Here is a 26,829-nt window from a genome sequence, read left to right as displayed (position 1 = left end):
ATGAGCATGAAAAATACAAGTAATGGGGTGATTTAGATGAAGAAGTATAAGGTAATAGTTTGGGGCCTTGGAAATGTTGGACGTGCAGCAATTAGAATGATTCAAGATAAAGAATCATTGGAGTTGGTTGGTGCCGTTGATGTAGACCCAAAGAAAATCGGCAAAGATTCCGGTGAGATATTTGGATTTCCTAAGACTGGTATTGTTGTAATTAATAATATCGACGATGCTTTGAAACTTGATGCTGATATTGTTCTTGATTACACACCACTTGTTCGTGATGAAAAGGGTGGATTTACACCTAGTGCAGAGGCAATTTGTAAGATATTAAGAGCAAAGAAGAACGTTGTAACTACTTTGCCGATTTATTATTCACAAGTCACTACACCAGATCTTTATAAAATGATCAATGATGCCGCAAAAGAAAATAATGTCTCGTATCTACCAACTGGACTTTTGCCAGGGGCTTATGCATCATATATTCCAACTGTATTGGCTGGATTAATGGGAAGAGTGGATAAAATAGTTGTTCAATCTGGTGAAGATGATCAACACAACTTCTCTAGCTGGGTAAAGGTATTCGGCTATGGAATGGATCCTGATAAATTCCCACAAGATAAATTAAAGATGGGTATTGCTTCGTATTATGTATCTGGAGTTTATGAATTAGGTGAGAGATTAGGGTTTAAGTTTGATGATATGAAGATCGAACATGAATGCTTCAAAGCTCCAGTGGATTTACATCCGATTTTTGGAACTGTCAAAAAAGGTACAATTAGCGGACACAGATTTACTATGACAGGTATGGTCAATGGTGAAGAAAAGGCAAGTCTGATTTATGTTCATAAGATTTGTGATGACGTCGCCAAAGTACCAGAGATTGATAATAAGATTCATATTGAAGGAATCCCTAAGACACTTGATATCAGTATTGATGGTATGATGCCACTGGATGAAAGCTATGTAACTAGTGCCGCACCTAGTGTTAATGTGATTCCAATGGTCGTTGATGGCGATAGTGGATTCCTACAAGCTTTGGATTTGAAAGTTGTTACACCTCTTAAATAGTGAAAACGTGTGCCAAAACACAATTTTCTCAATATAAACCTAAAAGGACCGATATTTACTTGCGTAAATACCGGCCCTTTTGGGTTTATAAACGAAAACTGAGCGTGTTTTGGCACACTCTGTCATACTTTATTTTCTTCTTTTTTTATCTTGTTCTTGATCACGTAATTGTTGATATCTTAGTAAATCACGAATTTGTTGTAAGTACTCCAATTGTGGGTCAAGTTCTTCAACGCTTTCGTCAAATTTACTTTTTGATCCATCACGTCTCATATTGTTCATTAGTTTAACGATTGTAAAGACTACAAACATTACGATTAGAAAATTGATTAAGGCATTTATGAAATCACCAATCAAGAAACTAGCTCCGAAAAATTCAAACTTCATTTCTGACAAGTTGATTTGTCCAATAAAAACACCAAGTAATGGGTTAATAATATAAGTAGTTAACGCTGATACCAAACTATTAAAGGCAGCACCAACGATAACACCAACGGCTAAGTCGACAACACTACCACGAGAGATAAACTCTTGAAATTCTTTAAACATTAATGCAGTTCTCCTTTACAGTTTTGAATATACTGACTACTTTACTATATTTTTATGAATTTGTAAGTGTCTGACCGTTATTTATCTGCAAGAATGTAACTATTATTTATTCTTTGGAATAACTCTTCGTTTGAAATACCGTCATTTAAATAAATAGCATACCAGTGTTTCTTATTCATATGGTATCCGGGGAAAAATGTTTTATTATCAATAGTTTGTTCCATTTTGTCAGTGTCTATCCTCAAATCTAATACTTCAACGTCGCCATCAATATCAAGACCAATTTTCTTAGCGTTAACGATCATCAATAATCCATACCACTTTTTGTTATCAAGTCTCCTCAAAGCTGCGTAATTTGGGAACTTTTCCCACAAGAATTCTAGTTCTGTATCATAGGTGTCATTGACGTATTCGATGACTTGTTTTGTCTGTGAATTTTTGAAAATATCTGTATCAAAGCAATTATCGACGATTTCATTGATAACTCCTAAAAATTCATTTCTAACTGAATTGACAAAGCTTCCAGTGGCAGAAGGGTCAAGATGCAAACGATATTCATTACCGTCACTTATTTCAATCAATTTTGTAGTCAATTCACTATTGGCATTTAGCGTTATTATCAGTTGAAACTGTTGATTCAAAATATCAGTTTGATAGATCAATAGATTATCGTTCATTTTTTTAAAACCAAAAATAATAGCTTTTTTTGAATTGAGTTTCTTGTTCTTTAATAAATTATCTGTGATCGTTGTATTCAATATATTTCCCCTCTAAAATAAAAAGCCTGTCTAAAAGACAGACTTTTTTTAGTAACTAAACTTCTTTGGCGATATGTTCGTGATAGGCTTTCTTTATTTCACTTAAGTCGGTCAATTTAAGTTTCTCGTTGACCTCATCAGTCATTGACTTTTTAGTAGCTTCATCCCAGCCATAATAATCACTCATATAATCAATTACAGGATCTTCAACATCTTTCATATGATTGATATCAAACAACATTTGACTACTACGGCGAAGTAGATAGTCAATTGGGTGTTCAACCATCTCGGCTTTTAGTCCATATTGTAACATTGCCCAATCTACTCTTGGAAGATTATCTTTGAAATCATCGTCAGGAATCAATTCGTAAACGTCAGTGACATTTGATCCGAAGCGTTGAACAAGTTTTTGAGCATCGTCACGTTCAAGTTTATACGTTACGATTCCAAGTTCGGTCATTTCCTCAAGATATAAATCCCAACCTTCATCACCACCAACTTCACCACCAGAAAGAGTCAGGTTCTTTGTTTGTTGTGATTGATATTCGTAGTCGGTTTCAGTGGATAATTCAAAAGCAACCTCATTGACGATTTTTTCGGCCATTTTACGATAACCAGTTAATTTACCACCGGCAATTGAAAGTAGCCCGGATTTTGAATGGAAAATTTCATCTTTTCTTGAAATTTCAGAAGGTGATTTACCTTCTTCTTGGATTAATGGACGAACTCCTGACCAACCGGATTCAACGTCATCTGGAGTCAATTGTTCTGGTAGATCAAACATTTGATTAGCGGCTGCCAAAATATAGGTTACATCTTCTACTGTGATATTTGGTTCTTTTGGATCACTATTCCAAGTCGTGTCAGTTGTTCCAATATAGGTCTTGTTTTCACGAGGAATTGCAAACATCATCCTACCGTCATGAAATGGAGTGTCAAAGTAAATTGAATTGGAAATAGGGAAGTTTTCGTGATCGATGACTAGGTGAACACCCTTTGTTAAGTGAAGATGCTTACCTGTGTTAGATCCGTCCATATCTCTTATTTCATCTACCCAAGGTCCACAGGAATTCACTACTTTCTTTGCATGGATTTCTCCAGTTGTACCACTTATTTGGTCTTCAAAAATAACTCCACAAACTTTTTGATTTTCATCATACAATAGGTCAGTAACTTTTGTATAATTGGCAATCAAAGCGCCTAATTCACTGGCTTTTTTGACTACTTCAAGTGTCAATCTGGCATCATCAGTACGATACTCCACATAAACTCCAGATCCTTTGAGATTCTCACTTTTTATAAAAGGTTCACGATCAGTAGTGTGTTGTGGATCGAGCATATATTTGCGCTCTGAAGATTTAACCTGAGCTAATCTATCGTAGACATCCAAACCAATGGCTGTAGAAAAAGGACCAAAAGTTCCACCGTTATAAAATGGTAGCATCATTTTTAAGGGCGTCGTGATTTGAGGTGCATTGTTATAGACGATGGCACGTTCACTACCAACCTCATGGACCTCATTAATAGCTGCTTGTTTTAAATAACGTAGTCCACCGTGGACCAATTTGGTTGATCGACTTGATGTTCCAGATGCAAAGTCTCGCATTTCAACTAGTCCTGTTTTGATGCCACGAGTTTGTGCATCAAGTGTAATACCAGATCCTGTGATGCCACCACCGATAACCAACAGGTCTAATTCTTCATTTTGCATGGATCGTAAGTTATCCAGTCGAGTTTGTTCTGAGAATTCTTTCATCAAGTGTTCCTCCTAGTATTTTAGAGATTTAAGAAAATTATTATTCATATAAATACATTCTATTAAATATCGGTAAAAACTGAAAGCGTTTTAACTTGGATCACTTGATATTGATCTTTAGATTATTTCATCGTTAAAGATGTGCTCTTGGAATTGCTCATAAGTGTTACTAAAAATATCATCTGGATGCTCAACTAGCATTGACTTTGGGAAGTAGAATCTTTCATCGCCAGAGATCTTACCGGTTAGGGCATTTACCAAACCACTGATGGTCGATAATTCTATCAATGATCCATCATCACGCATGATCTCGATTTGGGTGCGATTTTTGTTACTATTTGGGCTATAAACATCATAGGGTAGGTCATAGCTTGTGTTTGTGGAAGTGTAGTACTCTTTAGCAAATCCAGCACTTTCAACTATATCAGCCAATTTTGGAAGTATCTTCTCGGTTTCTTGATCGTATTCAGCTGACTTCAAAGGTTTGCGACTCAAGAATCTATAAGAGAGATCTTTCAAAATCTCGTCTGGGTAATTTTGCCATAAGGTGAAGTAGGTATTCAATATACCATCATCTAGGGATAGATAATCGTCAATGCCGACGTTATTTTCGAAGAATGGGATCAACAAACTTGGCATTTCAAAGTCATTCATATGATTGTGCTCATACAAGTCCTTTGCACGTTGCAATAGCTTGGTTAAGACTACTTCCATACCACGTGATACTGGGTGAAAATAAACTTGCTGGTACATTTGGAAACGGCTTAGTACGTAATCTTCAACGGCATGCATCCCATCATAATCAAAGGCAATCCCATTTTTATAAGGACGCATAACACGAAGAATCCTTGTTAAATCAAACATTCCATATTTTGTGCCGGTGAAATATGCATCACGTAGTAGATAATCCATCCGATCAGCGTCGATTTGGCTAGAAATCATCTGAACTACCTGAGGATTATCATAAGTATGAGCGATAACACTGGCGACTTTTTCTGGGAAGTCATCAGAAACTTGACGTAAAACTTGATTGATCTCAGTTTCTTTAGAAGTAATAATTCTTTGAGTCCATTGCTCGTGATCAGTATTGAAGATATGTTCAAAGGTGTGTGAATAAGGTCCATGACCAACGTCATGAAGTAGGGCAGCACATAAAGCTACGATCCTTTCATCATCATTCCACAAACCATCACCAGGATTTTTAGTCGGATAGTTACGTTTGAAGTTATCACAAATTTGGCGAGTTATTTCATAGACACCCATGCAGTGTGTGAATCTTGATTGTTCTGCTCCTTGGAAAGTGAATGAAGCAGTACCTAGTTGTTTAATACGGCGCAATCTTTGGAATTCTTTGGTATTGATCAAATCCAAAATAACACGATGTTGAACATGTATGTAATTGTGGATTGGATCTCGGAAAACTTTTTCTCTTGGTAACATCTCTAATTTGTAAGTCATTATTTCTCCTCCGACAATAGCTTTTGATTTTTATAGATTAAATCATCCATAGTTTGTTTATAGGCATCTTTATAGGGCAGCGATTCTCTAATAATATTGAATTCATTTTGATTTAGCTGATAACCAGAAAGTTTCAACGTTTCTATGATTTGTTCTTTGGCCTGGTTGATCGTAAGTGGATGATTTAAGATTTCATCTAGATTTGTCATACAGTGAATATCAATATTAGGGTAAGTTATTTTCTTATGTAGCGGATAATTACTTATTTCGTAAAAATCTTTCATTAATTGCGAGCGTTTTTTTTGATTGCCTGTTACACTGATATAGGCCATAATAGCAACAGCATTACCTGAGCGCCTTTGCGATATACCAGCAATCTTTTTACCATCGATACTTAAGTCATATGTGCCAGGACAATATGAATGAACTATTTCACCAGTTTTTATTTTATCTGAAAAAGTTTTTTGCATAATTTGATGCATCTGTTCATACGCTTGGTCAATTGTGATATTATTTTTATTTGGTAAAAATAAAGTGAAGTTCAAAATTCCTTCATCAGTGACAACACCGAGTCCACCGGAATTTCTAACGTAGTAGAGGTATCTTTTTTCCTCTAGTCGTTTCATTCCACCAGCGATGTTTTTAAGTCTTTGGTCTTGTAGACCAAGGATAACTGTCGGTGGCGTTGTCCAGAAATGTGCCACTGGGATAGAATTTTCTGAGGTGAATTTGAGAATTGCCCCAGTATCTGCGAAGGGTTTGAGCATATCTTCATCTTTAGTGATTTCTTGATTGTATAATAGTATTGTATTGTTCATTTAATTTAGTCACTTCTTTGAAATATAATTGTTATTTTAATTTTATCATGTAGAGGTGTTGCATATTGGAAAATAACAGTGTGAATGTAAATGTAGAACTAAATATGGAAACTCTCCAAGCAGGAGAGATAACTCATACAAAGATTGTTGAACCTGGTAAGTTTACCAAGATCGGCAAATCAATGTATTTGAGATTTGATGAGAGTCTAGATAATAATGATAAGGCGTCTATTCTTGTCAAAGTGGGCGACGATGGTGAGATCCACTTAAAACGTGTCGCAAAATCAACTAATCTTGCATCACTATTATATTTTACCCATAAAAAACATAATAGTGGGCATTTACAGACAGAATATGGTGTTTTACCTTTGGGGACCTTTACCAATGATTCTGTAGTAGAAGTCATAAATAAGCCCTTGTCTGGGAAAATAAACATTGATTATGACTTGATTTATGATAATAATATAGTAGGTAATTACAAGTTTCGATTGATTTTTAGTGCTTGACAATCTATCATTATAACTAAGACGCTGCGAAAGGACGTGTACCCGTTTGGAATTTGAAAAACTCAAGAACCAAAACAAAGATGAGCTATCTCTAATCGAGGTTGCTTATGAAATTCTTGATACAAGTAATAAAGAGGCAATGAACTTTTCTAATATTGTCAATAAGATTCAAGACTACTTAGGTAGATCTGATGCTGATGTTAAGGATTCACTGCCTCAATTTTATACAGACTTAAATAACGACGGTAGTTTTCTTTCACTAGGTGAAAACGTTTGGGGATTGCGTAAATGGTATCCATTTGATTCTGTTGATGAGGAAGTTAATCACCCAGAAGATAACGGAACTGAAAATACCCATAAAGCTGCTCAAAAGGTTAATGCCTTTATGAGTGACGATGCTGAAGACGATGATGTTGTCGATTATGATGATGCTGATTTGAACGTTACAGATATGGATGATGACGATGATGAAAGTGATGAATCATCAAGCAATGGTCCAGATCTTTCTAAGTTCACAAACTCTGATCTTTCAGTAGATGATGATAGTGATGATGAACAAGATACCGGCTTAGATGACGGTATTGAGGGACAACTATCAGAGTTTGATGCAGATGATGACGATGAAGATAGTGACATCGACCTTAGTGATGAAGATGATGATGACGACTCAGACGAAGACGACGATATTTAAATTTGTGAATTTATTGTTTGACGATTTGGATAGATAACAGTATTATATTGTTTGGGCTCTATTAGATTGTCTAATTACAAGTTCCCTGTTCAGTAGAATAGGGGACTTTTTTTATTTTTGGTTGAGTAGGAATTCCCTAGAAAGAATATGTGGAGGAAAGCTATGACTAAGTATATTTTTATTACAGGTGGAGTTGTTTCATCTCTTGGTAAGGGTATTGTTGCGGCATCCCTTGGTAGATTACTAAAGAACCGTGGGCTAAAGGTAACAATGCAAAAATTTGACCCTTATATTAATGTGGATCCAGGAACTATGAGTCCATATCAACACGGTGAGGTGTATGTTACTAACGATGGTACAGAAACTGACCTTGACTTGGGACACTATGAAAGATTTATTGATAACGATTTGAACAAGTATTCAAACGTTACAACAGGTAAGATTTACTCTGAAGTAATTCGTCGCGAACGTCGTGGAGATTACAATGGAGCTACAGTACAAGTTATTCCACATATTACAGATATGATTAAGCAAAAAATAATGCGCGCTGCTACAACAACTGATTCTGATGTTATCATTACAGAAGTAGGTGGTACGGTTGGTGATATTGAGTCACTTCCATATCTAGAAGCACTTCGTCAAATGAAGTCAGAAGTTGGTTCTGAAAACGTTGTTTATATTCATACTTCACTAGTGCCTTACTTGAAGGCTGCTGGCGAAATGAAGACAAAACCTACACAACACAGTGTTAAAGAATTGCGTGGAATTGGTATTCAACCAAACATTTTGGTTGTTCGTACAGAAAAACCTATGCCACAAAATATGAAAGATAAAATTGCTTCATTTTGTGATGTTGATTCAGAGGCTGTTATTGAATCACGTGATGCAAGTTCGTTATATGATATTCCATTGAATTTACAAGCTCAAAGCTTCGATGATATCGTATGTCGTTACTTGCACCTAGATACTCCAGAAGCTGATATGACAGATTGGAACAAGTTAGTTGATCGTGTTCATAATTTGAAACATAAAACAAAGATCACACTTGTTGGTAAGTATACTAAGTTACAAGATGCTTATATTTCTGTTACAGAGGCACTTCGTTCTGCTGGTTATGTTTATAATACAGATATTGAATTGAAGAAGATTTCTGCAGATCTTATCACAGAGGATAATGTTGAAGAGATGCTTGGAGATGCTGATGGTATCTTGGTCCCTGGTGGATTTGGAAGCCGTGGACTTGAGGGTATGATCACAACTATTAAGTATGCTCGTGAAAATGATGTTCCATACTTTGGTATTTGTTTAGGTATGCAAATGGCAAGTATCGAATTTGCTAGAAATGTTGCCGGTATTAAAGATGCTACAACGGGTGAAGTTGATTCAGACGGAGCAAATAAAGTTATTGATATTATGGCAGATAAAAAAGACGTTGAAGATCGTGGTGGAACATTACGTTTGGGTGCATATCCATGTAAATTAAAACCAGGTTCAAAGACTGCTGCAGCTTATGACGATCAATCAGTGATCCAAGAAAGACACAGACACAGATATGAATTCAACAATGCATATCGCAAGCAATTTGAAGATTTAGGACTTGTATTTTCAGGTGTTTCACCAGACAATCATTTGGTTGAGATTATTGAACTTCCAAGTAATAAGTTCCATATTGCCGCACAATATCATCCAGAATTCTTATCAAGACCTACAAAACCAGAAGGTCTATTCAAATCATTTATTGGTGCAGCTTCAGGGTTAGATGAAGAGAATATGTAATTTCCTGAAGTAGTTAAAAATAGTTAGGGAAAAGCTTATGCAAAAACTTGTAATCAATGGTGGAAAAAAGTTATCAGGTGAAGTAACAATTGGTGGTGCAAAGAATAGCACTGTGGCGCTCATTCCGGCTGCCATATTATCTGATACACCTGTAGTGTTAGATTCAGTTCCACAAATTAGAGATGTAAAAAATTTACGTTCTATTTTGAAAGATATGAACGTTTCTTCAGAAATGAAGGATGATGTATTAAAGATTAATCCGACAAAGATTCATTTTGCCGAACTACCTAGTGGTAAGGTAAGCAGTTTACGTGCTTCATATTACTTTATGGGAGCCATGTTGGGCCGATTTGGCAAAGCTATTGTTGGTTTCCCAGGTGGCGATGACATTGGACCACGTCCAATTGATCAACATATCAAGGGATTCGAAGCACTAGGTGCGCATGTTGAAAATAAACACGGTCAAATAATTATTACAACTCCAAAAGAAGGCCTGAAAGGTGCTAAGATCTTTTTAGACATGGTTTCTGTTGGGGCAACTATTAATGTTATCTTGGCCGCGGTTAAAGCCAAGGGTACTACCATCATTGAAAATGCTGCCAAAGAACCAGAAATCATTGATTTGGCAACTTTCCTTAATAACATGGGAGCCGTGATCCGTGGAGTTGGTACGGAAACAATTCGTATTGAAGGGGTAGATAGTTTACGTTCAAATAATGCGCATACTATTATTCCTGATCGAATTGAAGCTGGAACATATCTTAGTTTAGCTGCTGCTAATGGTGGTGGGATTTTAGTTAAAAATATTATCAGCGAACATCTGGATGCCTTTTTGGCAAAACTAGATGAAATGGGTGTTAACCTAGAAATTGGCGAAGATAGTATTTATGTTAAAAATTCTCCAAAATTAAAATCAGTTAATATTAAAACTATGCCATATCCTGGGTTTGCAACTGATCTGCAACAACCTATCACACCGCTACTTATGAAGGCTGATGGGGAAGCTATGGTCATTGATACGATCTATCCAAAACGGATTAAACATATTGCCGAACTCAATAAGATGGGAGCAAATATCACAAGTGAAAATGACTTGATATTCGTGCGTGGTGGTGCTGAATTAAAAGGTGCCACTGTTTCGGCTGAAGAGATCCGTGCTGGAGCTTGTTTAATGATTGCCGGATTGTTGGCAGATGGACAGACAACTATTAATAATGCTGAGAATATCCTTAGAGGTTATGATCAAGTCGTTTGGAAGCTACATTGTCTGGGTGCTGATGTTAAATTAGTCGGTGAAGATGATTTAATTGAATAAAATATTGACAGATGATTATTTTGTTGGTAGATTATTAACTAGTTTATAACAAGAAGGGGAGTGCAGCCGTTGAGAAATTAAGTTGAAATTTTAAATTATACAAAATAAGTGTGTAATTTGACTTCGACTTAATATTCTTGATGGCGCTTCCTTAAAAATGAAAAGATCTATTCTTTTCGTGTACAGGGACGCTATTATATAGCGTCTTTTTTTGTTGGGGTCAAAACACCGTAAACGAGGTGTTTTATTTATGGGAACAATACAAATAGAAAATGTTAGTTTCAAATATGATCAAATGGTAAATAATCTGTTTGATTCTTTAAACTTAAAAATTGATGAAAGCTGGAAACTTGGCTTAATAGGCAGAAATGGCCGTGGTAAGTCTACATTGATGCAGATGTTGTTGGGCAAGTTACAGTATTCAGGTCAAATAATCTCTAACTTGAACTTTTATTATTATCCACAACCAATTGTAGATAAGAATCGTCAAACAATTGAATTAGTCAAAGAGCTAACGAACTTAGAGGAATATGACATGTGGAAAATAGAGGTCGAACTTGATAAATTGCAAGTTAAAACAGCTATTTTAAATCAGAAGTTTTCCACACTTAGTCCTGGAGAACAGACAAAAGTCTTATTGGCAATTTTATTCATAGATGATTATGGCTTTCAATTGATCGATGAACCGACTAACCACTTGGATATTGCTGGTCGTAAGGTAGTTTCTGATTATTTGAAAAGTAAGAAAGGATTCATAGTTATTAGCCACGACAAAGCATTCTTGAATCAAGTGATCGATCATGTTATATCGATAAACAGGACAGATGTAGATGTTTATAAGGGCAATTATGATACATGGGAACAAGAAAAGACTCGTCAAGATCAGTTAGAACTGGGAGAAAAGAATCAGCTTAAAAAAGATATCAACAGGCTACATGAAACAGCTGTGAAACGAGAGAATTGGTCACGTCAGACAGAAAAGGGTAAGAACAAGACAGGATTACAACAAGTGAATCTTGATAAGGGATTTATCGGACATAAATCTGCCAAAATGATGAAAAAAGCAAAGGTAATCGTTAAGCGTGTTGATAGCGAGATCGATGAGAAGAAAAATCTTTTAAAAAATATCGAGATCGAAGATCCCATTGAATTAAATTACGTAAAAGTTGATCACCCCAAGAATCTGATTACTGTGGATAATTTGCAACTAAGACACGATGAAGTACTGACTCCTAAAGTTAGTTTTAAATTACCTGTGGATACTGTAGTATCATTAATAGGTGAGAATGGAATTGGTAAGACGACTGTGTTTAAGCAAATATTAGGCATCAAGCAGCCGTTTGAACAGATAGGTGAATTACATGTTGCGGCGAATGCAAAAATCTCTTATTTGGCACAAGAGGACGAATTGGCTGGCAATATTAGACAACTTGCTTTCAAAAAACAGATTGATGCCGAAAATATCTTTTCTAATTTACGGAAATTAGGCTTTGAACGTAGTTTATTTGATCAGTCAATTGAAAACATGAGTCAAGGGCAAAAGAGAAAAGTTGCACTTGCAATCAGTCTTTCTGAAGAAGCAAATATTTATTTGTGGGATGAGCCACTGAACTTTTTAGATGTTATTACAAGGCAACAGATTATTGATGCAATAAAAAAACAACATCCAACGATGTTGTTAATAGATCATGATCAAGATTTAATAGATGAAGTTTCTGACCAAAAAATAATTTTACAAAAATAAATTGTATTGAATAAAGTCGTAGTTCATGTTAATATTTAATACCGTTAGTAAATTAATCTCTATCTCTGCAAAAGACTTAGGGCAAAGGAGCGACATAGAATGAAACAAGGAATTCATCCAGACTATCATCAAGTTGTATTCATGGACTCATCAACAGGTAAGAAGTTCTTAGCTGGTTCAACTGTTGAATCAAAAGAAACAACTGATTTTGAAGGTACAGAATACCCATTAATTCGTGTTGAAATCTCATCAGATTCACATCCTTTCTACACTGGTAAACAAAAGTTTGCTCAAGCAGATGGACGTATCGACCGTTTCAACAAGAAATATGGTTTATCACAAAAATAAAAAGCCATCCTATATTAGGAGGCTTTTATTTTTTTACCCTTTTTTGATCTTATGTGAGTTGAAACCCAAACTAAGTTGATTCCAGCCAAAGCACTGGTACTTATGAAGACCGCTGAATAACTTAGGGTACTTGAGATGAATGAGCCTAACAATGGCCCACATACATTACCAACGGATTGGAATGATTGATTATAACCAAAGATTCTTCCGGTATATTGTGCATCGGTATATTTTGCCAGCAGTGTTTGAACTTGTGGAACTAAGCAAGCGTCTGAGATACCAACAAAGAATCTCAACGTAGCTAATTGCCAAACATTTGTAACAAATGCCTGTGGAATATAAACTAAAATGGCAAATATCAATCCACCGATCAAAATCTTACTAGTACCGATCCTGTCACCGAGCGCACCGAAACGTGGCGCTGCAATGATGTTTGCAATACCTGGTACGGCTGCAACGACTCCAGCTATCAAAGTTACTTTGTCAGACCCGGGTAACAATTGTTTTACATACAAACTGATGATCGGGTTGATTGAGTTGTTTGAGGTTTGGATTATCATAGTGGTAACGAACATAGCTAAAATTAGATTTGGATTTTTTAATTTGTGGAAGATTTGTTTAGTAGATTCTTCTTGTCCCTTTGGAATAGGTTTGAAATCTTCTTTAATAAAGATAGTTACAAGAATAAATGCTATAAATAATAATGATCCAGTAATCATAAATGGAATTCTATATCCTAGATATTGTGCAATTACACCACCAACTAATGGACCCAATAAGGTACCAGAGATAACACCAGTGTTCAAAGTACCAAGTGCTTTACCACTTTCTGAACGGGGTGCGGTTGATGCTATTAAAGTATTTGCGTTACTTACAAATCCTGAGAAAACACCTTGCAATAGTCGAAGAACGACAAGTTGCCAGGCGGCTGTAGCAAAAGCTTGTAGTGAGATAACAATTGCCATACCTAATGCCGCACGGATAAGCATGAGCTTTCTACCCCTACGATCAGCAATTTTACCCCAAATGGGAGAAACAATCGCCATGACTAAGAATGTTGAAGAGAATGCAATACCATTCCAGATGACAAGTTGGTTTTTTGTGAAATTACCCAGTTGATTAATGTATAATGGCAAAAAGGGTGTTATCATACTAAAGCCAATACCTGTCATGAAAGTACTGAACCAGAGAACAGTTAAGTTACGTTTCCAGTAATTATTCCCAGTCGGTACCTTTTGTGATTTAGATGTCATAGTGCATCAGTTCCTTTCTAAGTAATATACTATACTCTTTTTATTTAGTATGGATAAAAATAATTTTTCAGAATTGGGGAAAAACATTCATGAAAATGAAGTTAAAAGAAGTTTACTCTGCTTTAAAAATCAACGTGGAAAACGCTCCTGATATCGATATTACAGGGGTTTGTTTCGATAGTCGAAAGGCCAAGGCCGGAGATTTATTTTTTCCTTTGCAAGGGGATCGTGATGGACACGAGTTTATAGGCAGTGCGATTTCAAATGGTGCAAGTGCATCTGTTTGGCAGAGTGATCATGAAATTCCTAACGGTGATATTCCGTATATTGTTGTTAAAAATGTTGCTAAGGCCTTTGATACATTGGCAAAATATTATCTGGCCAAAGTTAATCCTAAGGTCATCGCTGTCACTGGTAGTAATGGTAAAACCACTACTAAAGATATGATCGCAGCAATTTTAGCTACCAATAATAATGTCGCCAAAACGCCACTAAATTTTAATAATGAAATTGGTGTTCCATTCACTATTTTAAATATGCCTATTAATACTGAAGTTTTAGTTGTGGAAATGGGGATGGATCGACCTGGTCAGATTGAACACTTGAGTAGTTTGGCTAATCCTGATATTTCAGTTATCACGATGATCGGTGAGGCACATATTGAATTCTTTGGAACACGCAGTAAAATTGCCGATGCAAAAATGGAAATAGTCGATCATTTGCAAGAAGATGGTAGGTTCATTTATGATGGAGATGAACCATTATTGGAAGAACGTGCTTCAAAAGTTGAGCAAGAAAAACTAACTTTTGGAAAAAAAGATATGAATACGCTTTACGCTACGTCAATAAAGGCTGGAAAGACAACGACAAAGTTCAAAACCAACCTTTGGCAGGACTTAGAGTTTGATATTCCGATGATGGGCGAATATAATGTTAAGAATGCCTTGGCTGCAATTTTAGTTGGTCAAGCCCTTCATGTTAAGCCAGAGACAATGGCAAAAGCTTTGGCTAACCTATATGTTACTGAAAATAGAACAGAATGGTTAAAAGCAAAAAATGGTGCAGACATTTTAAGTGATGTATATAACTCAAACCCGACTGCTGCAATAGAAGTTCTAGAGAATCTCAAGAATATTTCTACCCCTGGACGCAAGATCGTCGTTCTAGGAGATATGTTAGAACTCGGTAGTGCATCCAAGCAATTGCACGAATCACTTGCGGATCACATCAATACAAGGGACTTTGCGAAAGTTTATCTTGTAGGGGATGAAATGAAGGCTTTGAAAGCCAAGTTAAGTCAGAAGTATTCTTCTGAAGATTTGATTTGGTATAGTAAAGATCAATTAACGGAACTAACAAATAATATAAAGAAAGAATTAAACTCAAGTGACACTATCTTATTAAAAGCTAGTCATGGCATTCATCTGGAAAACGTTTTAAATAATTTAGTTTAAAAGTGTTGTTTGAGAATGATTGATGAGCGCAATGTTGTTTACAGTAATTGCGTTACAACTGGAGGATTTTTGTGAAATTTAGCGAATTAGATTTAGATTCAAGGTTATTAAAAGCTGTTGATGATGCAGGTTTTGAAGAAACTACACCCATCCAAGCAGAAACTATTCCACTGGTATTAGCCGGTGATGATGTAATTGGACAAGCCCAAACTGGTACAGGTAAGACAGCAGCTTTTGGCCTTCCAATTCTAGATGCCATTGATATGACATCAAATGATATTCAAGCTCTTATTATCTCACCTACAAGAGAATTGGCCATCCAAACTCAAGAAGAGTTATATAGATTAGGCCGCGATAAGAAAGTTAAAGTACAATCTGTCTATGGTGGTTCTGATATCAGAAGACAAATTCGTGCTTTGAAGAACCACCCTAATATTATTGTTGGTACTCCAGGCCGTATGCTTGATCATATCAACAGACGTACTCTTAAATTAGGTAATGTTAAAACAGTTGTCTTAGATGAAGCTGATGAAATGCTAGACATGGGATTTGTTGAAGACATCGAGAGCATCCTTTCAAATGTTCCTAATCAACACCAAACTCTATTGTTCTCAGCTACTATGCCAAAACCTATCATGCGTATTGCTGATAAGTTCATGACTAACCCTAAGATTGTTAAGATCAAGTCAAAGGAATTAACAGCTGACAAGATCGATCAATACTTTGTTAAAGCTCGTGACTTTGAAAAGTTTGATTTGATGACTAGACTTTTTGATGTTCAAGGACCAGAACTAGCATTGATTTTCGGTAGAACAAAGCGTCGTGTTGATGAATTGACACGTGGTTTGCAAGCTCGTGGTTACAACGCTGAAGGACTTCATGGTGACTTGTCACAAGATAAGCGTACTAGTGTTCTTCGTAAATTTAAGGCTGGTAAGTTAGAGTTCCTTGTTGCAACTGATGTTGCAGCTCGTGGATTGGATATTTCTGGTGTATCACATGTTTATAACTATGATATTCCTCAAGATCCAGACAGCTATGTTCACCGTATTGGACGTACAGGACGTGCAGGACATTCAGGTATTTCTGTAACTTTTGTTACACCTAATGAAATGAGTTACTTACGTACAATTGAAAACCTAACTAAAAAACGTATGAAGCCACTTTCACCTCCAACTGATACAGAAGTTCTTAAAGGACAACTTGAATCAGTTAAGGAAGAAGTTAAGAATACAATCGCTACTGATTCTAACTTGGATCGTTTCGACGATGCAGTTAAAGAATTACTTGGTGAATATTCAGCTGAAGACTTGGTTAAAGTTTACTTAACAACAACTATCAAGGATGCTGAAAGTGTTCCTGTTAAGATTGCACCTGAGAGACCACTTCCTTCACGTAAGGTAAGTCGTAATCGTTCAGGTCATGGTAGACGTGGTAATTATGGTCATGATCGCAATCGTAACGGTGGTGGAAACCATCATTCAAGAAGACATGATGATCATCGTGGTGGCAGTGGTAGTAGCAATAACCATGGTGGTAAGTCAGGCGAAAAGCGTCATGAAAGTAAAAACAATTCCAAAGCAAAACCATCAAAGAAGAATTTTAAGATCAGAACAAATCTATAATTAGACTTCTTAAATCAGATTGTTTGGAATATAAAACATTTGTTTTATAATATAATTGTTGAGGGACGAAGTAATTAATTTTACTTTGTCTTTTTTTTCAAAAAAATTATGGAGAGATTTTATGATTAAAGGAATTGGAGTAGATATTGCAGAAATAGACCGTGTTCGTCAAATATACGGTCGTCATTCAAGATTTGCTGATAAAATTTTGACACCTGAGGAAATGGACATATTCTTGACCAAAAAGACTGAAAAGGCTAAAATGACTTACTTAACAGGCAGATTTTCAGCTAAGGAATCATTTACCAAAGCTATGGGAACCGGACTTGGTAAAATCGGCTTTCATGATTTAAGCGTATTGAACTATGAATCCGGTCAGCCATACATTAAGACTGATATTTTTGAGGGGAATATTCAAATTTCAATTTCCGATACAGATGACTTGGTCATCACGGAGGTTATTATCGAAGAGAACAAAGAAGACAAGTAAGCTGTTACTTTTCCTCAATGTTCAATCAGGAGGTACAAAATGTTACCATCAATTCATCGCCCCGCATATGTCGAGGTTAGTTTAGATAATCTAAAGGAAAATCTGCAAAACGAACTAAACGCTGTACCAAAAGGTACAAAGATATTTTCTGTAGTCAAAGCAAACGCATACGGTCATGGTTTGGAACAAGTAGCAAAGCTTGAAATCGAATTTGGGGCAACAGGATTATGTGTTGCAACATTGGATGAGGGCTTAGAGATACGTCAAAGCGGTGTTATAGCTCCTATATTGGTTTTGGGTATAACTAGTACTGAACACGCAAAACTTGCTGCACAGGCCAATATTTCGCTAACTGTGGGTGATTTAGCCTGGCTAAAAGAAGTCGCAAAACAAGATATTACTGATTTAAAGGTTCATATCGGCGTCGATAGTGGAATGGGTCGTATTGGATTCCGTAAAAAGTCTGATTTGATAGAAGATTGTAACTTCCTAAAAGATAATCCTGATAAGTTTGTTCCGGAAGGATTATTTACACATTTTGCTACAGCTGATAGTCCAGATGAATCATACTTTGAAAAACAAGTTGCTCGCTTTAAAGAAATGAAGTCTGATCTACCAATAGAGTTTGAATATGTCCATTGTGCTAACTCTGCCACAGCACTATGGCATAAAGAACTAGCAATCAATATGGTCCGTGATGGTATTGCACTTTATGGATTGAATCCATCACAGACTGATATTCTTGATCTACCATATGAGTTAAAGCCTGCCTTGAGTTTCCATTCTGAATTAGTTTTCGTTAAGAAAATTGAAAAGGGTGAAAGCGTGGGGTATGGTGCAACTTATACTAGTGATGAGTCTGAATGGATCGGAACTGTTCCGATTGGATACGCTGATGGCTGGTTACGTAGGATGCAAGGATATGATGTACTCATTAATGGGAAAAGATGTCCGATAGTTGGTCGTGTTTGTATGGATCAATTCATGGTCAAATTACCAAAGAAATTGCCAGTAGGTACAAAGGTGACTTTGATTGGTAAAGATGGTGATGAAGAAATAACTGCTACAGATATTGCGCAGTATTCTGGAACCATTAACTATGAGATTATTTGCTGTTTGAGTGAGAGATTGCCTAGATTTTATGATTAGACAAAAAAAGAAGCCTAAATTGGCTTCTTTTTTTGTCTTATTTTTGATTAAAGTGTATCTTTATTTAAAATTTTACCAGATTGTAAATCATCAATTTCAGAAACGATAAAGCTCTTCTTTTCTAGTCTTTTAATGATTTCTTTCAAAGTATCAACGCTTGTTCCTGTAGGTAATGTGAAAAGAGTACGGCGAACTACTTCGTTGGACTTAGCATCTAGTGTTACACATGCTGAAACTGATACGAATTTAGACATAATCTTGGACATTTTTTCAAGATCACCACGGTCACCTGATGAACTAACGGTTAACACATAACTACTGATATCAAGGTTCCAAGCATCTGAAAGCATACTCAATAGTCTAGCGTGAGTTAGAATACCATAGAATAAGTTTGATTCGTCCAAAACAGCAATGTATGGCAAGTCTTTGATGTTGAAGAATACTTTAAAGAAAGGTGAGTCAACATTGATCGTCTTTGTAGCATTCTTCATCAATGTTGTTACAGGCAAACTCATATCTCCACCACGTGACTTGTGACGATAAATGTGCATCTTATAAATATTTCCCCTAAATATTTGACCACTTTCATCTAGGATAGGCACACAACGGAATCCAGAATCTTCAAGAACTTTCAAAGCTTCTTCAAGTGTGACTGTTTCTTTGACGGTTGTGAGTTTTTCCTTTTTTAGAACTAATGATTTAACTAACATATATCACACATCCAATCTTCTCTAATTGAATCAATGATACAGTAAAAATCCAAAAAAAAAAAGCAAACTGACAAAAAGAGAACAATATATTTAATTTTTCTTTAATTTGATTAAGCAGAATTTTATTTTAGCGAAAACGTGTTCCAAAACACAATTTTTTCCGTCTAATCAAAAAGAAGCCAATATTTACTTACGTAAATACCAGCTTCTTTAAGATTATACTCAAAAATTAAACGTGTTTACCACACTCTTAATTAAGTATTATTGACGACCTTTAATACCTGTAGCTTCGAAACCATCTTTAAGAATTTTTTCAAGTTCTGCAGCTGACTTCTTCATTTGTGCTGATTCTTCATCATTCAATGGAACTTCAATGATTTGTTTTAGACCTTTACGGTTAATAATAGCAGGTGAACCGATATAAATATCAGAAACGCCATATTGACCAGTCATCATATTTGATAATGGAAGAACAGTATTTTCATCACTCAACAAAGCCTTTGAGATTCTTGCAAGTGCAGTACCGATACCATAGAATGTAGCACCCTTAGTATTGATAATGTCGTAAGCTGCGTTAACAACTTTCTTGTAGATCTTGTCAAGAGTATCTTTAGTGATTTCTGGGTGTTGTTCCATCCATTCAGCCATTGTAACTCCACCGATTGATAAGTGTGACCATGCAGCGAATTCTGAATCGCCATGTTCACCCATGATGTAGCCGTTCACTGAACGAGGGTCAATATCCAATTCTTCACCAACGAATTTTTGTAATCTAGCAGTATCTAGTGAAGTACCTGAACCAATAACACGTTCCTTAGGGAAGCCTGAAAGTTTCCAAGTAGCGTATGTCAAGATATCAACTGGGTTAGCAGCAACTAAGAAGATACCGTTAAATCCTGATTCAACGATTGGGTCAACGATTGTCTTCAAGATGTTCAAGTTCTTGTTAACAAGATCAAGTCTTGTCTCACCTGGTTTTTGTGGAGCACCAGCAGTGATAACAACAAGATCAGCATCCTTAGCATCTGAATATTCACCAGCGTGAATGTTCTTAGGGAATGAGAATGGAAGTGCATCTGCAAGATCCATTGCGTCACCCTTAATCTTATCTTTAGCGATATCACAAATTACTAATTCTTGTGCAATACCTTGAAGTGTCATTGCGTAGGCAAAAGTTGAACCTACAGCACCGTCACCAACTAGAAGTACCTTTTGGTGGTTCTTTTCATTTGTTGGAGTTGTCATTTTTTATAATCATCCCTTCGAAAATAAATATGTTTCGTATCCAATTATACAAATAATAAATGGAAATAAACAGGGTGATAGTGAAAAAAATGAAAATTTCACACTTTTTGCATGATATAATTACAATTTGAAATGGGGTATTGATATGAAACTTATCGTTGGATTAGGAAATCCAGGCAAAAAATATGACCGTACAAAGCACAATATGGGCTTTATGACAATTGATAAATTAATGGAAGAATATGATCAAACACAAATGAAAAAGGACTTTGAAGCACAATATTGTAAATTCAAAGTTGATTCAGAGACTGTTTTCTTGGTCAAACCATTAACATTTATGAATGAATCTGGTAGTGCAGTAAAATTTTTGACTGGATATTATCAAATACAACCATCAGAGATCATGGTTATTCAAGATGACTTGGATATGCCGATCGGTAAGATAAGATTGCGAGCTAAGGGGTCTGCTGGTGGCCATAATGGAATAAAGAGTATAATTTCATCCATGGGTACAAAGGAATTCAAACGTATTAAAATAGGAATCCAACATCCTGACAAACAAACTGTCGTTAACTGGGTTTTAACACCGTTCACTAAAGATGAGGAGCCAGATGCTCTTTCAGGGATTGACAGTGCAGCCAGTGCAGTTAAGGATTGGATCTCTGGGGATACGTTTGACCAATTGATGAATAAGTATAATTAGAAGAGGGGTCAAACCTTGAACTTAATAGATTTTATAGCGGGCAAATTGAATTTTGGGGGATTTATAGACCAGATTAAACCGAAGACAAAGAATATGTTAACGGGATTAACTGGGTCGACGATTTCCCTATTTGCATTGCAAACGTTAAAACTAAAAAATAATAAAATATTGGTGGTTGAGAATACTAATTTTCATGCCAATAAATTATATGATGATCTGAATTTACTGGACAATGAACATGTACATATTTTCCCCGTTGAGGAAGCAATTTCAACAGAAATCGCTACTAGTTCACCAGATGAACTGAGCCAAAGACTAGATGCCATGAGCTTTTTAGTCAGTGATGAACCAGGGATTATTGTGACTTCTGTTGCTGGTGTCGAATATGCGCTACCTTCAAGAGAATTATTTGAAGCGTCTCAGATGAAAATAGTTAAAGATGCAGAATATGATCTTGAGAATTTAAATAGTATTTTTGTACAAATGGGATATCAAAAGGATAAGTTAGTGGCCAAACCAGGAGACTTTGCTATTCGTGGTGATATTGTCGATATTTATCCGTTGAATGTTGATAATCCATTAAGAATTGATTTCTTTGGTAATAATGTCGAGGGAATTAAGTTCTTTGATACTGAAACACAACGTAGTATGGAAGAATTGGATGAGATCAATATTTTACCTGCAAATGATCGAGTTATAACAGAAGAAAATGTTAAATCAGGTCTTAAAAAACTACAAAAAAGTTATGATAAACAACTTGCTTCAGCCGATAAGGATGTTAAGAATAATCTTGAATTAACTTTTTCTCAGGTCATAGAGGAATTATCTGAAGGTATTAGACCGGACAATCTTGGGAGTATTATCGATTATTTGGTTGATGATCCAAGTAGTTTAATGGATTATTTGAAGTCAGATGACGTATTGATCTTTGACGAATACAGTCGATTGATTGAACAATCAAATGATAATAATGCTGACAATCAAGCCTGGTTAACAAGTCAGTTGGAATTTGGTAAGGCTCTACCTGAACAAGTTATCCGACAGAGCTTTATTGAATTAATGAAAAAAAACGAAGTATCACAAGTATATATATCGGCATTCCAACAAGGAATGGGACATATCAAACTGGATCAATTGCACAATGTTTCTGTCAGAAGCATGCAACAATTCTTTAGTCAAATGCCTCTATTAAAGTCTGAAGTTGAGCGTTTTCAAAAACAAGAATATACAGTTCTTCTATTGATAAGTAACAAAAAACGCATGGATGCTATTAATAATACTTTGGTTGACTTTGGTATCAAAGCTACATTGACAACGTCTGATAAGGTTCTTGATAGTCAAACACAAATTATGAATGCTAATTTTGGGTCAGGATTTGAAATACCTGATGAAAAAGTTGCTGTCATCACTGAAAAAGAACTGTTCAATAAGCAACCTAAACGTAGAAGACATCAAACTTTAGCTAATGCTGAACGTTTAAAGAGTTATAACGAGCTGAAACCAGGGGATTATGTAGTACATGTCAATCATGGTATTGGTAAGTTCATTGGTATGCAGACGATGGAGGTCGATGGTAAACATCAAGACTATATTACGATCGAATATCGTGATGATGGTCGTTTGTTTATACCAGTATCTCAACTAGATATGGTCCAAAAGTATGTTTCTGCTGAAGGCAAATCACCACGGGTCAATAAGCTTGGTGGTAATGAATGGCAAAAGACTAAGCGTAAAGTCCAGTCTAGTATTGAAGATATTGCCGATGATTTAATAGATCTTTATGCAAAAAGAGAAGCAGAAAAAGGCTATCCGTTCCCTAAAGATGATGCAATGCAACATGACTTTGATAATGCCTTCCCATATCCAGAAACACCTGATCAATTGCGCTCAATTGATGAAATTAAACATGATATGGAAAAAGCTCATCCGATGGATCGACTTTTAGTAGGGGATGTTGGATTTGGTAAGACTGAAGTGGCACTTCGTGCGGCGTTTAAAGCCATTGAAGCCGGTAAACAAGTCGTATTTTTGGCTCCAACCACATTACTAGCAGAACAACATTACCAGACAATGAAAGATCGATTTGAAGGATTTCCAGTAAATATTGCTGTATTATCAAGATTTCAAACTCGTAAACGTAGTAAAGAAATCGTTCAAGAACTTTCTGAAGGCAAGATCGATATCGTTGTGGGAACACATCGACTTTTGTCAAAAGATGTTAAGTTCAGTGATATTGGATTATTGATAATTGATGAAGAGCAAAGATTTGGTGTTAAACACAAGGAGAAGATCAAGGAATTAAAGGCGAATGTCGATGTTTTAACATTGACCGCTACACCAATTCCTAGAACGTTGAACATGTCAATGTTAGGTGTTCGTGATCTGTCGCTGATAGAAACAGCCCCAAGTAATCGTTATCCAGTCCAGACTTATGTTATGGAACAAAACTACGATGTTATCGCTGGAGCAATCCGTCGTGAAATGGAACGTGGTGGTCAGATTTTTTACCTTCACAACCGTGTGGATGACATGGATCAAGTTGCTAATCAATTACAGGCACTCGTACCAGATGCTAGGATTGCTACTGCACATGGTCGAATGACAGAGACACAAATGGAAGGTGTTATTTCTGATTATTTAGCTGGAGAATATGATGTTTTGGTCACGACGACAATTATTGAAACTGGTGTTGATATGCCTAATACCAACACATTGATTGTTGAAAATGCTGACAGGTATGGATTATCTCAGCTGTATCAGATACGTGGTAGAGTTGGTCGATCAAATCGAGTCGCTTATGCATATTTAATGTATAAGCCTAACAAAGTTTTGACAGAAGTTAGTGAACAAAGACTAGAAGCCATTAAGAACTTTACTGAACTTGGTTCAGGATTTAAAATTGCCATGCGAGATCTATCCATTCGTGGAGCAGGTAATCTACTCGGTAAGCAACAACATGGGTTCATTGATTCAGTTGGATTTGATCTCTATACCCAGATGTTGAATGATGCTGTTGCTAAGAAGCGTGGACACACTAAGGCTGAAAAGACTAATTCAGAAGTTAATTTGGAGATAGATGCATATATTCCATCAAGTTATATAAGTGATGAAAGACAAAAGGTTGAGTTATATAAACGTATTCGACAAATTGATTCAGACGAGAATTATCAAGAAGTTAGATCAGAATTGTTGGATCGATTCGGAGATTATCCACAAGAAGTTACTAATTTATTAGATGTAAGTCTTTTGAAAACTTCACTGGATGAGTCACTAGTTAAAAATGTCATTATGAAGAGTGGCATAATCGTGATAAAATTCTCTGACAAGGCCAATGATTATTTGACTGGAGATATAGTATTTGAGTTTTTGAGTAATACGACTATGAAGGCAACTGTTCATAACAAAAAGAACGAATTCAGTATTTCCTTAGATTCTGGAAGTATTGAAAAAGGTGAATGGTTTGAACAATTGCAGACTTTTGCGATAGAGATGGCAAAAGAGTTTGATAAACTAAAGAAAGCAAAAAATAATACCAATGAAAAGAGAAGTATCTAAGGCCATCAAGGGGACGTGGATATTGACAATTGCCTCACTTTTTTCGGAATTGTTGAGTGCGATTTATCGAATTCCACTTCAAAATATTGTTGGTGATAGGGGATATTTTATCTATCAGCAGGTGTATCCTATCTACGGTATTTTTTCAGTTCTTGCGTTATCAGGATTACCGGTAGTTATTTCTAAGACTTTTGCACAACAAGATGGTCCCGTTGCAAAAAGTAAACTAATGAAATTAACTTTTGTTGGTTTACTGGCGGGATGTTTAGCTTTGACCATTCTTTTGTGGGGATCGGCTAGATATTTAGCGATATTTATGGGCGATCCCAATTTGTATCCGGAGATTAGAGCGGTCAGTTTGACGTTTTTATTGGTACCTTTTGAAGCTAGTCTTCGAGGATATTTTCAAAGTGACTTGGAAATGACACCGAGTGCTATCTCGCAGATTTTAGAGCAGTTCATTAGGATCGTAGTAATTATTGGGTCAGCAATTTTATTTGGTAAGGGTCTTTTGAACATTTATCAAATGGGAATGATAGCTAATTCTGGTGCACTTGTTGGTGGGGTTTTTGCGGTAGTGATTTTGGTGATTACATTTATCAAACAACGACCGGTTATTTTTGAAGATGACCAAGTTGTTGATGTCAAAGTAGAACGTGGATTGGCATTGGAAATTTTATTGATAGTTGTTTTTACTGGAATAACGATCTTCTATCAGTTCATTGATTCATTTACCATGCTTAGATTACTGATGAGAAGTGGTATTCGACTGGATAATGCAGAGATACTCAAAGGTGTATTTGATAGAGCACAACCACTGATACAACTAGGAATAGTGATTTCTTTATCATTCGTATCAACGATCATGCCACAATTGCGAGAGACAAATCAGACAAGTGTCAGTAAGACTATCATTCAAAAGATGATGCGAGTTTGTCTTTGGTTGGCTGTGGCAGAGACGGCTGGATTAGTTGCTTTGATGCCTGAAATAAATACAATGTTATTTACTAATGCAGATGGATCAGTTGCATTGGCGATTTATATGATCTCAATTATGCTAGTTTCGTTTATTAATTTATTGATAGCGATAACTAGTGGGGATGACGAGTTGAATCTAAGTAAATTAATATTGTTTGGCGTCTCATTGTTATTTAAAATAGCTTTGAACATTATCTTGATACCTAGGATCAATATCATTGGAGCAGCGATAGCTACTGTGATCAGTGAATGTATGATTCTGGTAGGGATGTATTTGATATATGACAATGGTGTGTTCTTGTTAAGTAAAGACTTTGTAATGAAGCTAGTGTCTACGGGATTTATCATGGGTATAATCGTTAAGTTTCTAGCAGTCCTTATTTCACGCCAAGTTATTTTGACTCGTGGATATAGTATTTTAATAAGTCTGTTACTGATTCCGGTTGGTGTAATCATATATTTGGTTTTATCAAAGAAATTAAAAATATTAACTAAAAGTGAATGGGAAATATTACCAATGGGTAAGTTCATAACTAAATTAATGAAGATTGAGGAATAAAATGAGATTAGATAAATTTTTGAAGGTAAGTAGAATTATTAAAAGAAGAACCGTAGCAAAGGAATTTTCAGATAACGGTCGAGCTTTGATCAATGATCGTGTAGCAAAATCTTCGACTGAGGTTTCAGTGGGTGATACCTTAGAACTTCATTTTGGTGAGAATACAATGAAAATCAGGGTTTTGAACATCAAAGAAACTACTAAGAAAAATGATTCAGCCGATATGTATGAGGAAATTGATTAAAGTTTTGCAATTAGATTAAAAATAGCGGAAATATATTCAAAATGTCTTCTAGAATTGTTATACTCAAAGTAATAATT

General features: G+C 35.9%; 23 protein-coding genes. 15 read left to right on the top strand and 8 right to left on the bottom strand.

The window, feature by feature from the left end; genetic code table 11:
- Positions 1-36 precede the first annotated feature (36 nt).
- Positions 37-1,068 (top strand): hypothetical protein, encoded by a 1,032-nt coding sequence (locus tag BTM29_RS01080; protein ID WP_076613732.1) that lies wholly within the window; start codon positions 37-39, stop codon positions 1,066-1,068.
- 129 nt (positions 1,069-1,197) lie between these two features.
- Here the strand turns inward: BTM29_RS01080 and mscL are convergent, their stop codons facing one another.
- From mscL to BTM29_RS01055, 5 genes are all read right to left on the bottom strand, one after another.
- A complete protein-coding gene (gene mscL, locus BTM29_RS01075; RefSeq protein ID WP_076613731.1) occupies positions 1,198-1,617 on the bottom strand; it encodes a large conductance mechanosensitive channel protein MscL in 420 nt (139 codons plus the stop codon).
- Positions 1,618-1,694: 77 nt separating this feature from the next.
- A complete protein-coding gene (locus BTM29_RS01070) occupies positions 1,695-2,375 on the bottom strand; it encodes an MmcQ/YjbR family DNA-binding protein (RefSeq protein ID WP_225972216.1) in 681 nt (226 codons plus the stop codon).
- Between the two features lie 55 nt (positions 2,376-2,430).
- A complete protein-coding gene (locus BTM29_RS01065; protein ID WP_076613730.1) occupies positions 2,431-4,131 on the bottom strand; it encodes a glycerol-3-phosphate dehydrogenase/oxidase in 1,701 nt (566 codons plus the stop codon).
- A gap of 117 nt (positions 4,132-4,248) precedes the next feature.
- Complete coding sequence (locus BTM29_RS01060) at positions 4,249-5,589, bottom strand: HD domain-containing protein (RefSeq protein ID WP_076613729.1); 1,341 nt, start codon at positions 5,587-5,589, stop codon at positions 4,249-4,251.
- Positions 5,589-6,407, bottom strand: a complete 819-nt coding sequence (locus BTM29_RS01055) for a lipoate--protein ligase family protein (RefSeq protein WP_076613728.1) — start codon at positions 6,405-6,407, stop codon at positions 5,589-5,591. The genes BTM29_RS01060 and BTM29_RS01055 overlap by 1 nt, the downstream gene beginning before the upstream one ends.
- A gap of 65 nt (positions 6,408-6,472) precedes the next feature.
- On the opposite strand from BTM29_RS01055, the gene BTM29_RS01050 reads away from it, so the two are divergent.
- The 6 genes from BTM29_RS01050 (at position 6,473) to BTM29_RS01025 (ending at position 12,787) form a co-directional block, all read left to right on the top strand.
- Complete coding sequence (locus BTM29_RS01050) at positions 6,473-6,913, top strand: YwiB family protein (protein WP_076613727.1); 441 nt, start codon at positions 6,473-6,475, stop codon at positions 6,911-6,913.
- A 46-nt stretch (positions 6,914-6,959) separates the two neighbouring features.
- A complete protein-coding gene (rpoE, locus tag BTM29_RS01045) occupies positions 6,960-7,604 on the top strand; it encodes a DNA-directed RNA polymerase subunit delta (RefSeq protein ID WP_076613726.1) in 645 nt (214 codons plus the stop codon).
- Positions 7,605-7,766: 162 nt separating this feature from the next.
- On the top strand, positions 7,767-9,380 hold the full coding sequence (locus BTM29_RS01040; protein ID WP_076613725.1) for a CTP synthase: 1,614 nt from the start codon (positions 7,767-7,769) through the stop codon (positions 9,378-9,380).
- Positions 9,381-9,417: 37 nt separating this feature from the next.
- A complete protein-coding gene (locus BTM29_RS01035; RefSeq protein ID WP_076613724.1) occupies positions 9,418-10,695 on the top strand; it encodes a UDP-N-acetylglucosamine 1-carboxyvinyltransferase in 1,278 nt (425 codons plus the stop codon).
- A gap of 250 nt (positions 10,696-10,945) precedes the next feature.
- Positions 10,946-12,439, top strand: coding sequence for a ribosomal protection-like ABC-F family protein (gene abc-f, locus BTM29_RS01030; protein ID WP_076613723.1), 1,494 nt, complete (start codon positions 10,946-10,948; stop codon positions 12,437-12,439).
- Between the two features lie 99 nt (positions 12,440-12,538).
- Positions 12,539-12,787, top strand: coding sequence for a type B 50S ribosomal protein L31 (locus tag BTM29_RS01025; RefSeq protein ID WP_076613722.1), 249 nt, complete (start codon positions 12,539-12,541; stop codon positions 12,785-12,787).
- Positions 12,788-12,801: 14 nt separating this feature from the next.
- Here the strand turns inward: BTM29_RS01025 and BTM29_RS01020 are convergent, their stop codons facing one another.
- Positions 12,802-14,040, bottom strand: coding sequence for a multidrug efflux MFS transporter (locus tag BTM29_RS01020; RefSeq protein WP_076613721.1), 1,239 nt, complete (start codon positions 14,038-14,040; stop codon positions 12,802-12,804).
- 89 nt (positions 14,041-14,129) lie between these two features.
- On the opposite strand from BTM29_RS01020, the gene BTM29_RS01015 reads away from it, so the two are divergent.
- The 4 genes from BTM29_RS01015 to alr all read left to right on the top strand — a co-directional run bounded on the left by BTM29_RS01015 (position 14,130) and on the right by alr (position 18,758).
- The gene (locus BTM29_RS01015) at positions 14,130-15,494 is read left to right on the top strand and encodes a UDP-N-acetylmuramoyl-tripeptide--D-alanyl-D-alanine ligase (RefSeq protein ID WP_076613720.1); all 1,365 of its coding nucleotides are present in this window, start codon (positions 14,130-14,132) and stop codon (positions 15,492-15,494) included.
- Between the two features lie 71 nt (positions 15,495-15,565).
- Positions 15,566-17,119, top strand: coding sequence for a degradosome RNA helicase CshA (gene cshA, locus BTM29_RS01010; protein WP_076613719.1), 1,554 nt, complete (start codon positions 15,566-15,568; stop codon positions 17,117-17,119).
- A 121-nt stretch (positions 17,120-17,240) separates the two neighbouring features.
- A complete protein-coding gene (gene acpS, locus BTM29_RS01005) occupies positions 17,241-17,609 on the top strand; it encodes a holo-ACP synthase (protein WP_076613718.1) in 369 nt (122 codons plus the stop codon).
- Between the two features lie 39 nt (positions 17,610-17,648).
- Positions 17,649-18,758, top strand: a complete 1,110-nt coding sequence (alr, locus tag BTM29_RS01000) for an alanine racemase (RefSeq protein ID WP_076613717.1) — start codon at positions 17,649-17,651, stop codon at positions 18,756-18,758.
- A gap of 47 nt (positions 18,759-18,805) precedes the next feature.
- Here the strand turns inward: alr and cbpA are convergent, their stop codons facing one another.
- The gene (cbpA, locus tag BTM29_RS00995; protein ID WP_076613716.1) at positions 18,806-19,468 is read right to left on the bottom strand and encodes a cyclic di-AMP binding protein CbpA; all 663 of its coding nucleotides are present in this window, start codon (positions 19,466-19,468) and stop codon (positions 18,806-18,808) included.
- A gap of 261 nt (positions 19,469-19,729) precedes the next feature.
- Positions 19,730-20,713, bottom strand: coding sequence for an L-lactate dehydrogenase (locus BTM29_RS00990; RefSeq protein ID WP_076613715.1), 984 nt, complete (start codon positions 20,711-20,713; stop codon positions 19,730-19,732).
- A gap of 145 nt (positions 20,714-20,858) precedes the next feature.
- On the opposite strand from BTM29_RS00990, the gene pth reads away from it, so the two are divergent.
- The 4 genes from pth to BTM29_RS00970 are packed head-to-tail and all read left to right on the top strand — an operon-like array spanning position 20,859 to position 26,752.
- Positions 20,859-21,416 carry an aminoacyl-tRNA hydrolase gene (pth, locus tag BTM29_RS00985; protein WP_076613714.1) on the top strand — a complete coding sequence of 186 codons (558 nt, stop codon included), beginning with the start codon at positions 20,859-20,861 and terminating at the stop codon, positions 21,414-21,416.
- A gap of 15 nt (positions 21,417-21,431) precedes the next feature.
- Positions 21,432-24,971, top strand: a complete 3,540-nt coding sequence (mfd, locus tag BTM29_RS00980) for a transcription-repair coupling factor (RefSeq protein WP_076613713.1) — start codon at positions 21,432-21,434, stop codon at positions 24,969-24,971.
- On the top strand, positions 24,952-26,508 hold the full coding sequence (locus tag BTM29_RS00975) for a putative polysaccharide biosynthesis protein (protein WP_076613712.1): 1,557 nt from the start codon (positions 24,952-24,954) through the stop codon (positions 26,506-26,508). Before mfd ends, BTM29_RS00975 begins: the two co-directional genes overlap by 20 nt.
- Position 26,509: 1 nt before the next feature.
- Positions 26,510-26,752, top strand: coding sequence for an RNA-binding S4 domain-containing protein (locus BTM29_RS00970; protein WP_076613711.1), 243 nt, complete (start codon positions 26,510-26,512; stop codon positions 26,750-26,752).
- Positions 26,753-26,829: the final 77 nt, after the last annotated feature.

It is taken from the genome of Companilactobacillus allii (assembly GCF_001971585.1).
Taxonomy (GTDB): domain Bacteria; phylum Bacillota; class Bacilli; order Lactobacillales; family Lactobacillaceae; genus Companilactobacillus; species Companilactobacillus allii.
This window is presented reverse-complemented; position numbering and strand designations above follow the sequence as displayed.

Coding starts and splice junctions, on each gene's coding strand:
- acpS (WP_076613718.1), top strand. CDS start 17,241: ATGATTAAAGGAATTGGAGTAGATATTGCAGAAATAGACCGTGTTCGT.
- BTM29_RS00990 (WP_076613715.1), bottom strand. CDS start 20,713: ATGACAACTCCAACAAATGAAAAGAACCACCAAAAGGTACTTCTAGTT.
- mscL (WP_076613731.1), bottom strand. CDS start 1,617: ATGTTTAAAGAATTTCAAGAGTTTATCTCTCGTGGTAGTGTTGTCGAC.
- abc-f (WP_076613723.1), top strand. CDS start 10,946: ATGGGAACAATACAAATAGAAAATGTTAGTTTCAAATATGATCAAATG.
- BTM29_RS01020 (WP_076613721.1), bottom strand. CDS start 14,040: ATGACATCTAAATCACAAAAGGTACCGACTGGGAATAATTACTGGAAA.
- BTM29_RS01015 (WP_076613720.1), top strand. CDS start 14,130: ATGAAAATGAAGTTAAAAGAAGTTTACTCTGCTTTAAAAATCAACGTG.
- BTM29_RS01065 (WP_076613730.1), bottom strand. CDS start 4,131: ATGAAAGAATTCTCAGAACAAACTCGACTGGATAACTTACGATCCATG.
- BTM29_RS00970 (WP_076613711.1), top strand. CDS start 26,510: ATGAGATTAGATAAATTTTTGAAGGTAAGTAGAATTATTAAAAGAAGA.
- alr (WP_076613717.1), top strand. CDS start 17,649: ATGTTACCATCAATTCATCGCCCCGCATATGTCGAGGTTAGTTTAGAT.
- BTM29_RS01025 (WP_076613722.1), top strand. CDS start 12,539: ATGAAACAAGGAATTCATCCAGACTATCATCAAGTTGTATTCATGGAC.
- BTM29_RS01055 (WP_076613728.1), bottom strand. CDS start 6,407: ATGAACAATACAATACTATTATACAATCAAGAAATCACTAAAGATGAA.
- BTM29_RS01035 (WP_076613724.1), top strand. CDS start 9,418: ATGCAAAAACTTGTAATCAATGGTGGAAAAAAGTTATCAGGTGAAGTA.
- BTM29_RS01060 (WP_076613729.1), bottom strand. CDS start 5,589: ATGACTTACAAATTAGAGATGTTACCAAGAGAAAAAGTTTTCCGAGAT.
- BTM29_RS01080 (WP_076613732.1), top strand. CDS start 37: ATGAAGAAGTATAAGGTAATAGTTTGGGGCCTTGGAAATGTTGGACGT.
- pth (WP_076613714.1), top strand. CDS start 20,859: ATGAAACTTATCGTTGGATTAGGAAATCCAGGCAAAAAATATGACCGT.
- cbpA (WP_076613716.1), bottom strand. CDS start 19,468: ATGTTAGTTAAATCATTAGTTCTAAAAAAGGAAAAACTCACAACCGTC.
- BTM29_RS01040 (WP_076613725.1), top strand. CDS start 7,767: ATGACTAAGTATATTTTTATTACAGGTGGAGTTGTTTCATCTCTTGGT.
- BTM29_RS00975 (WP_076613712.1), top strand. CDS start 24,952: ATGAAAAGAGAAGTATCTAAGGCCATCAAGGGGACGTGGATATTGACA.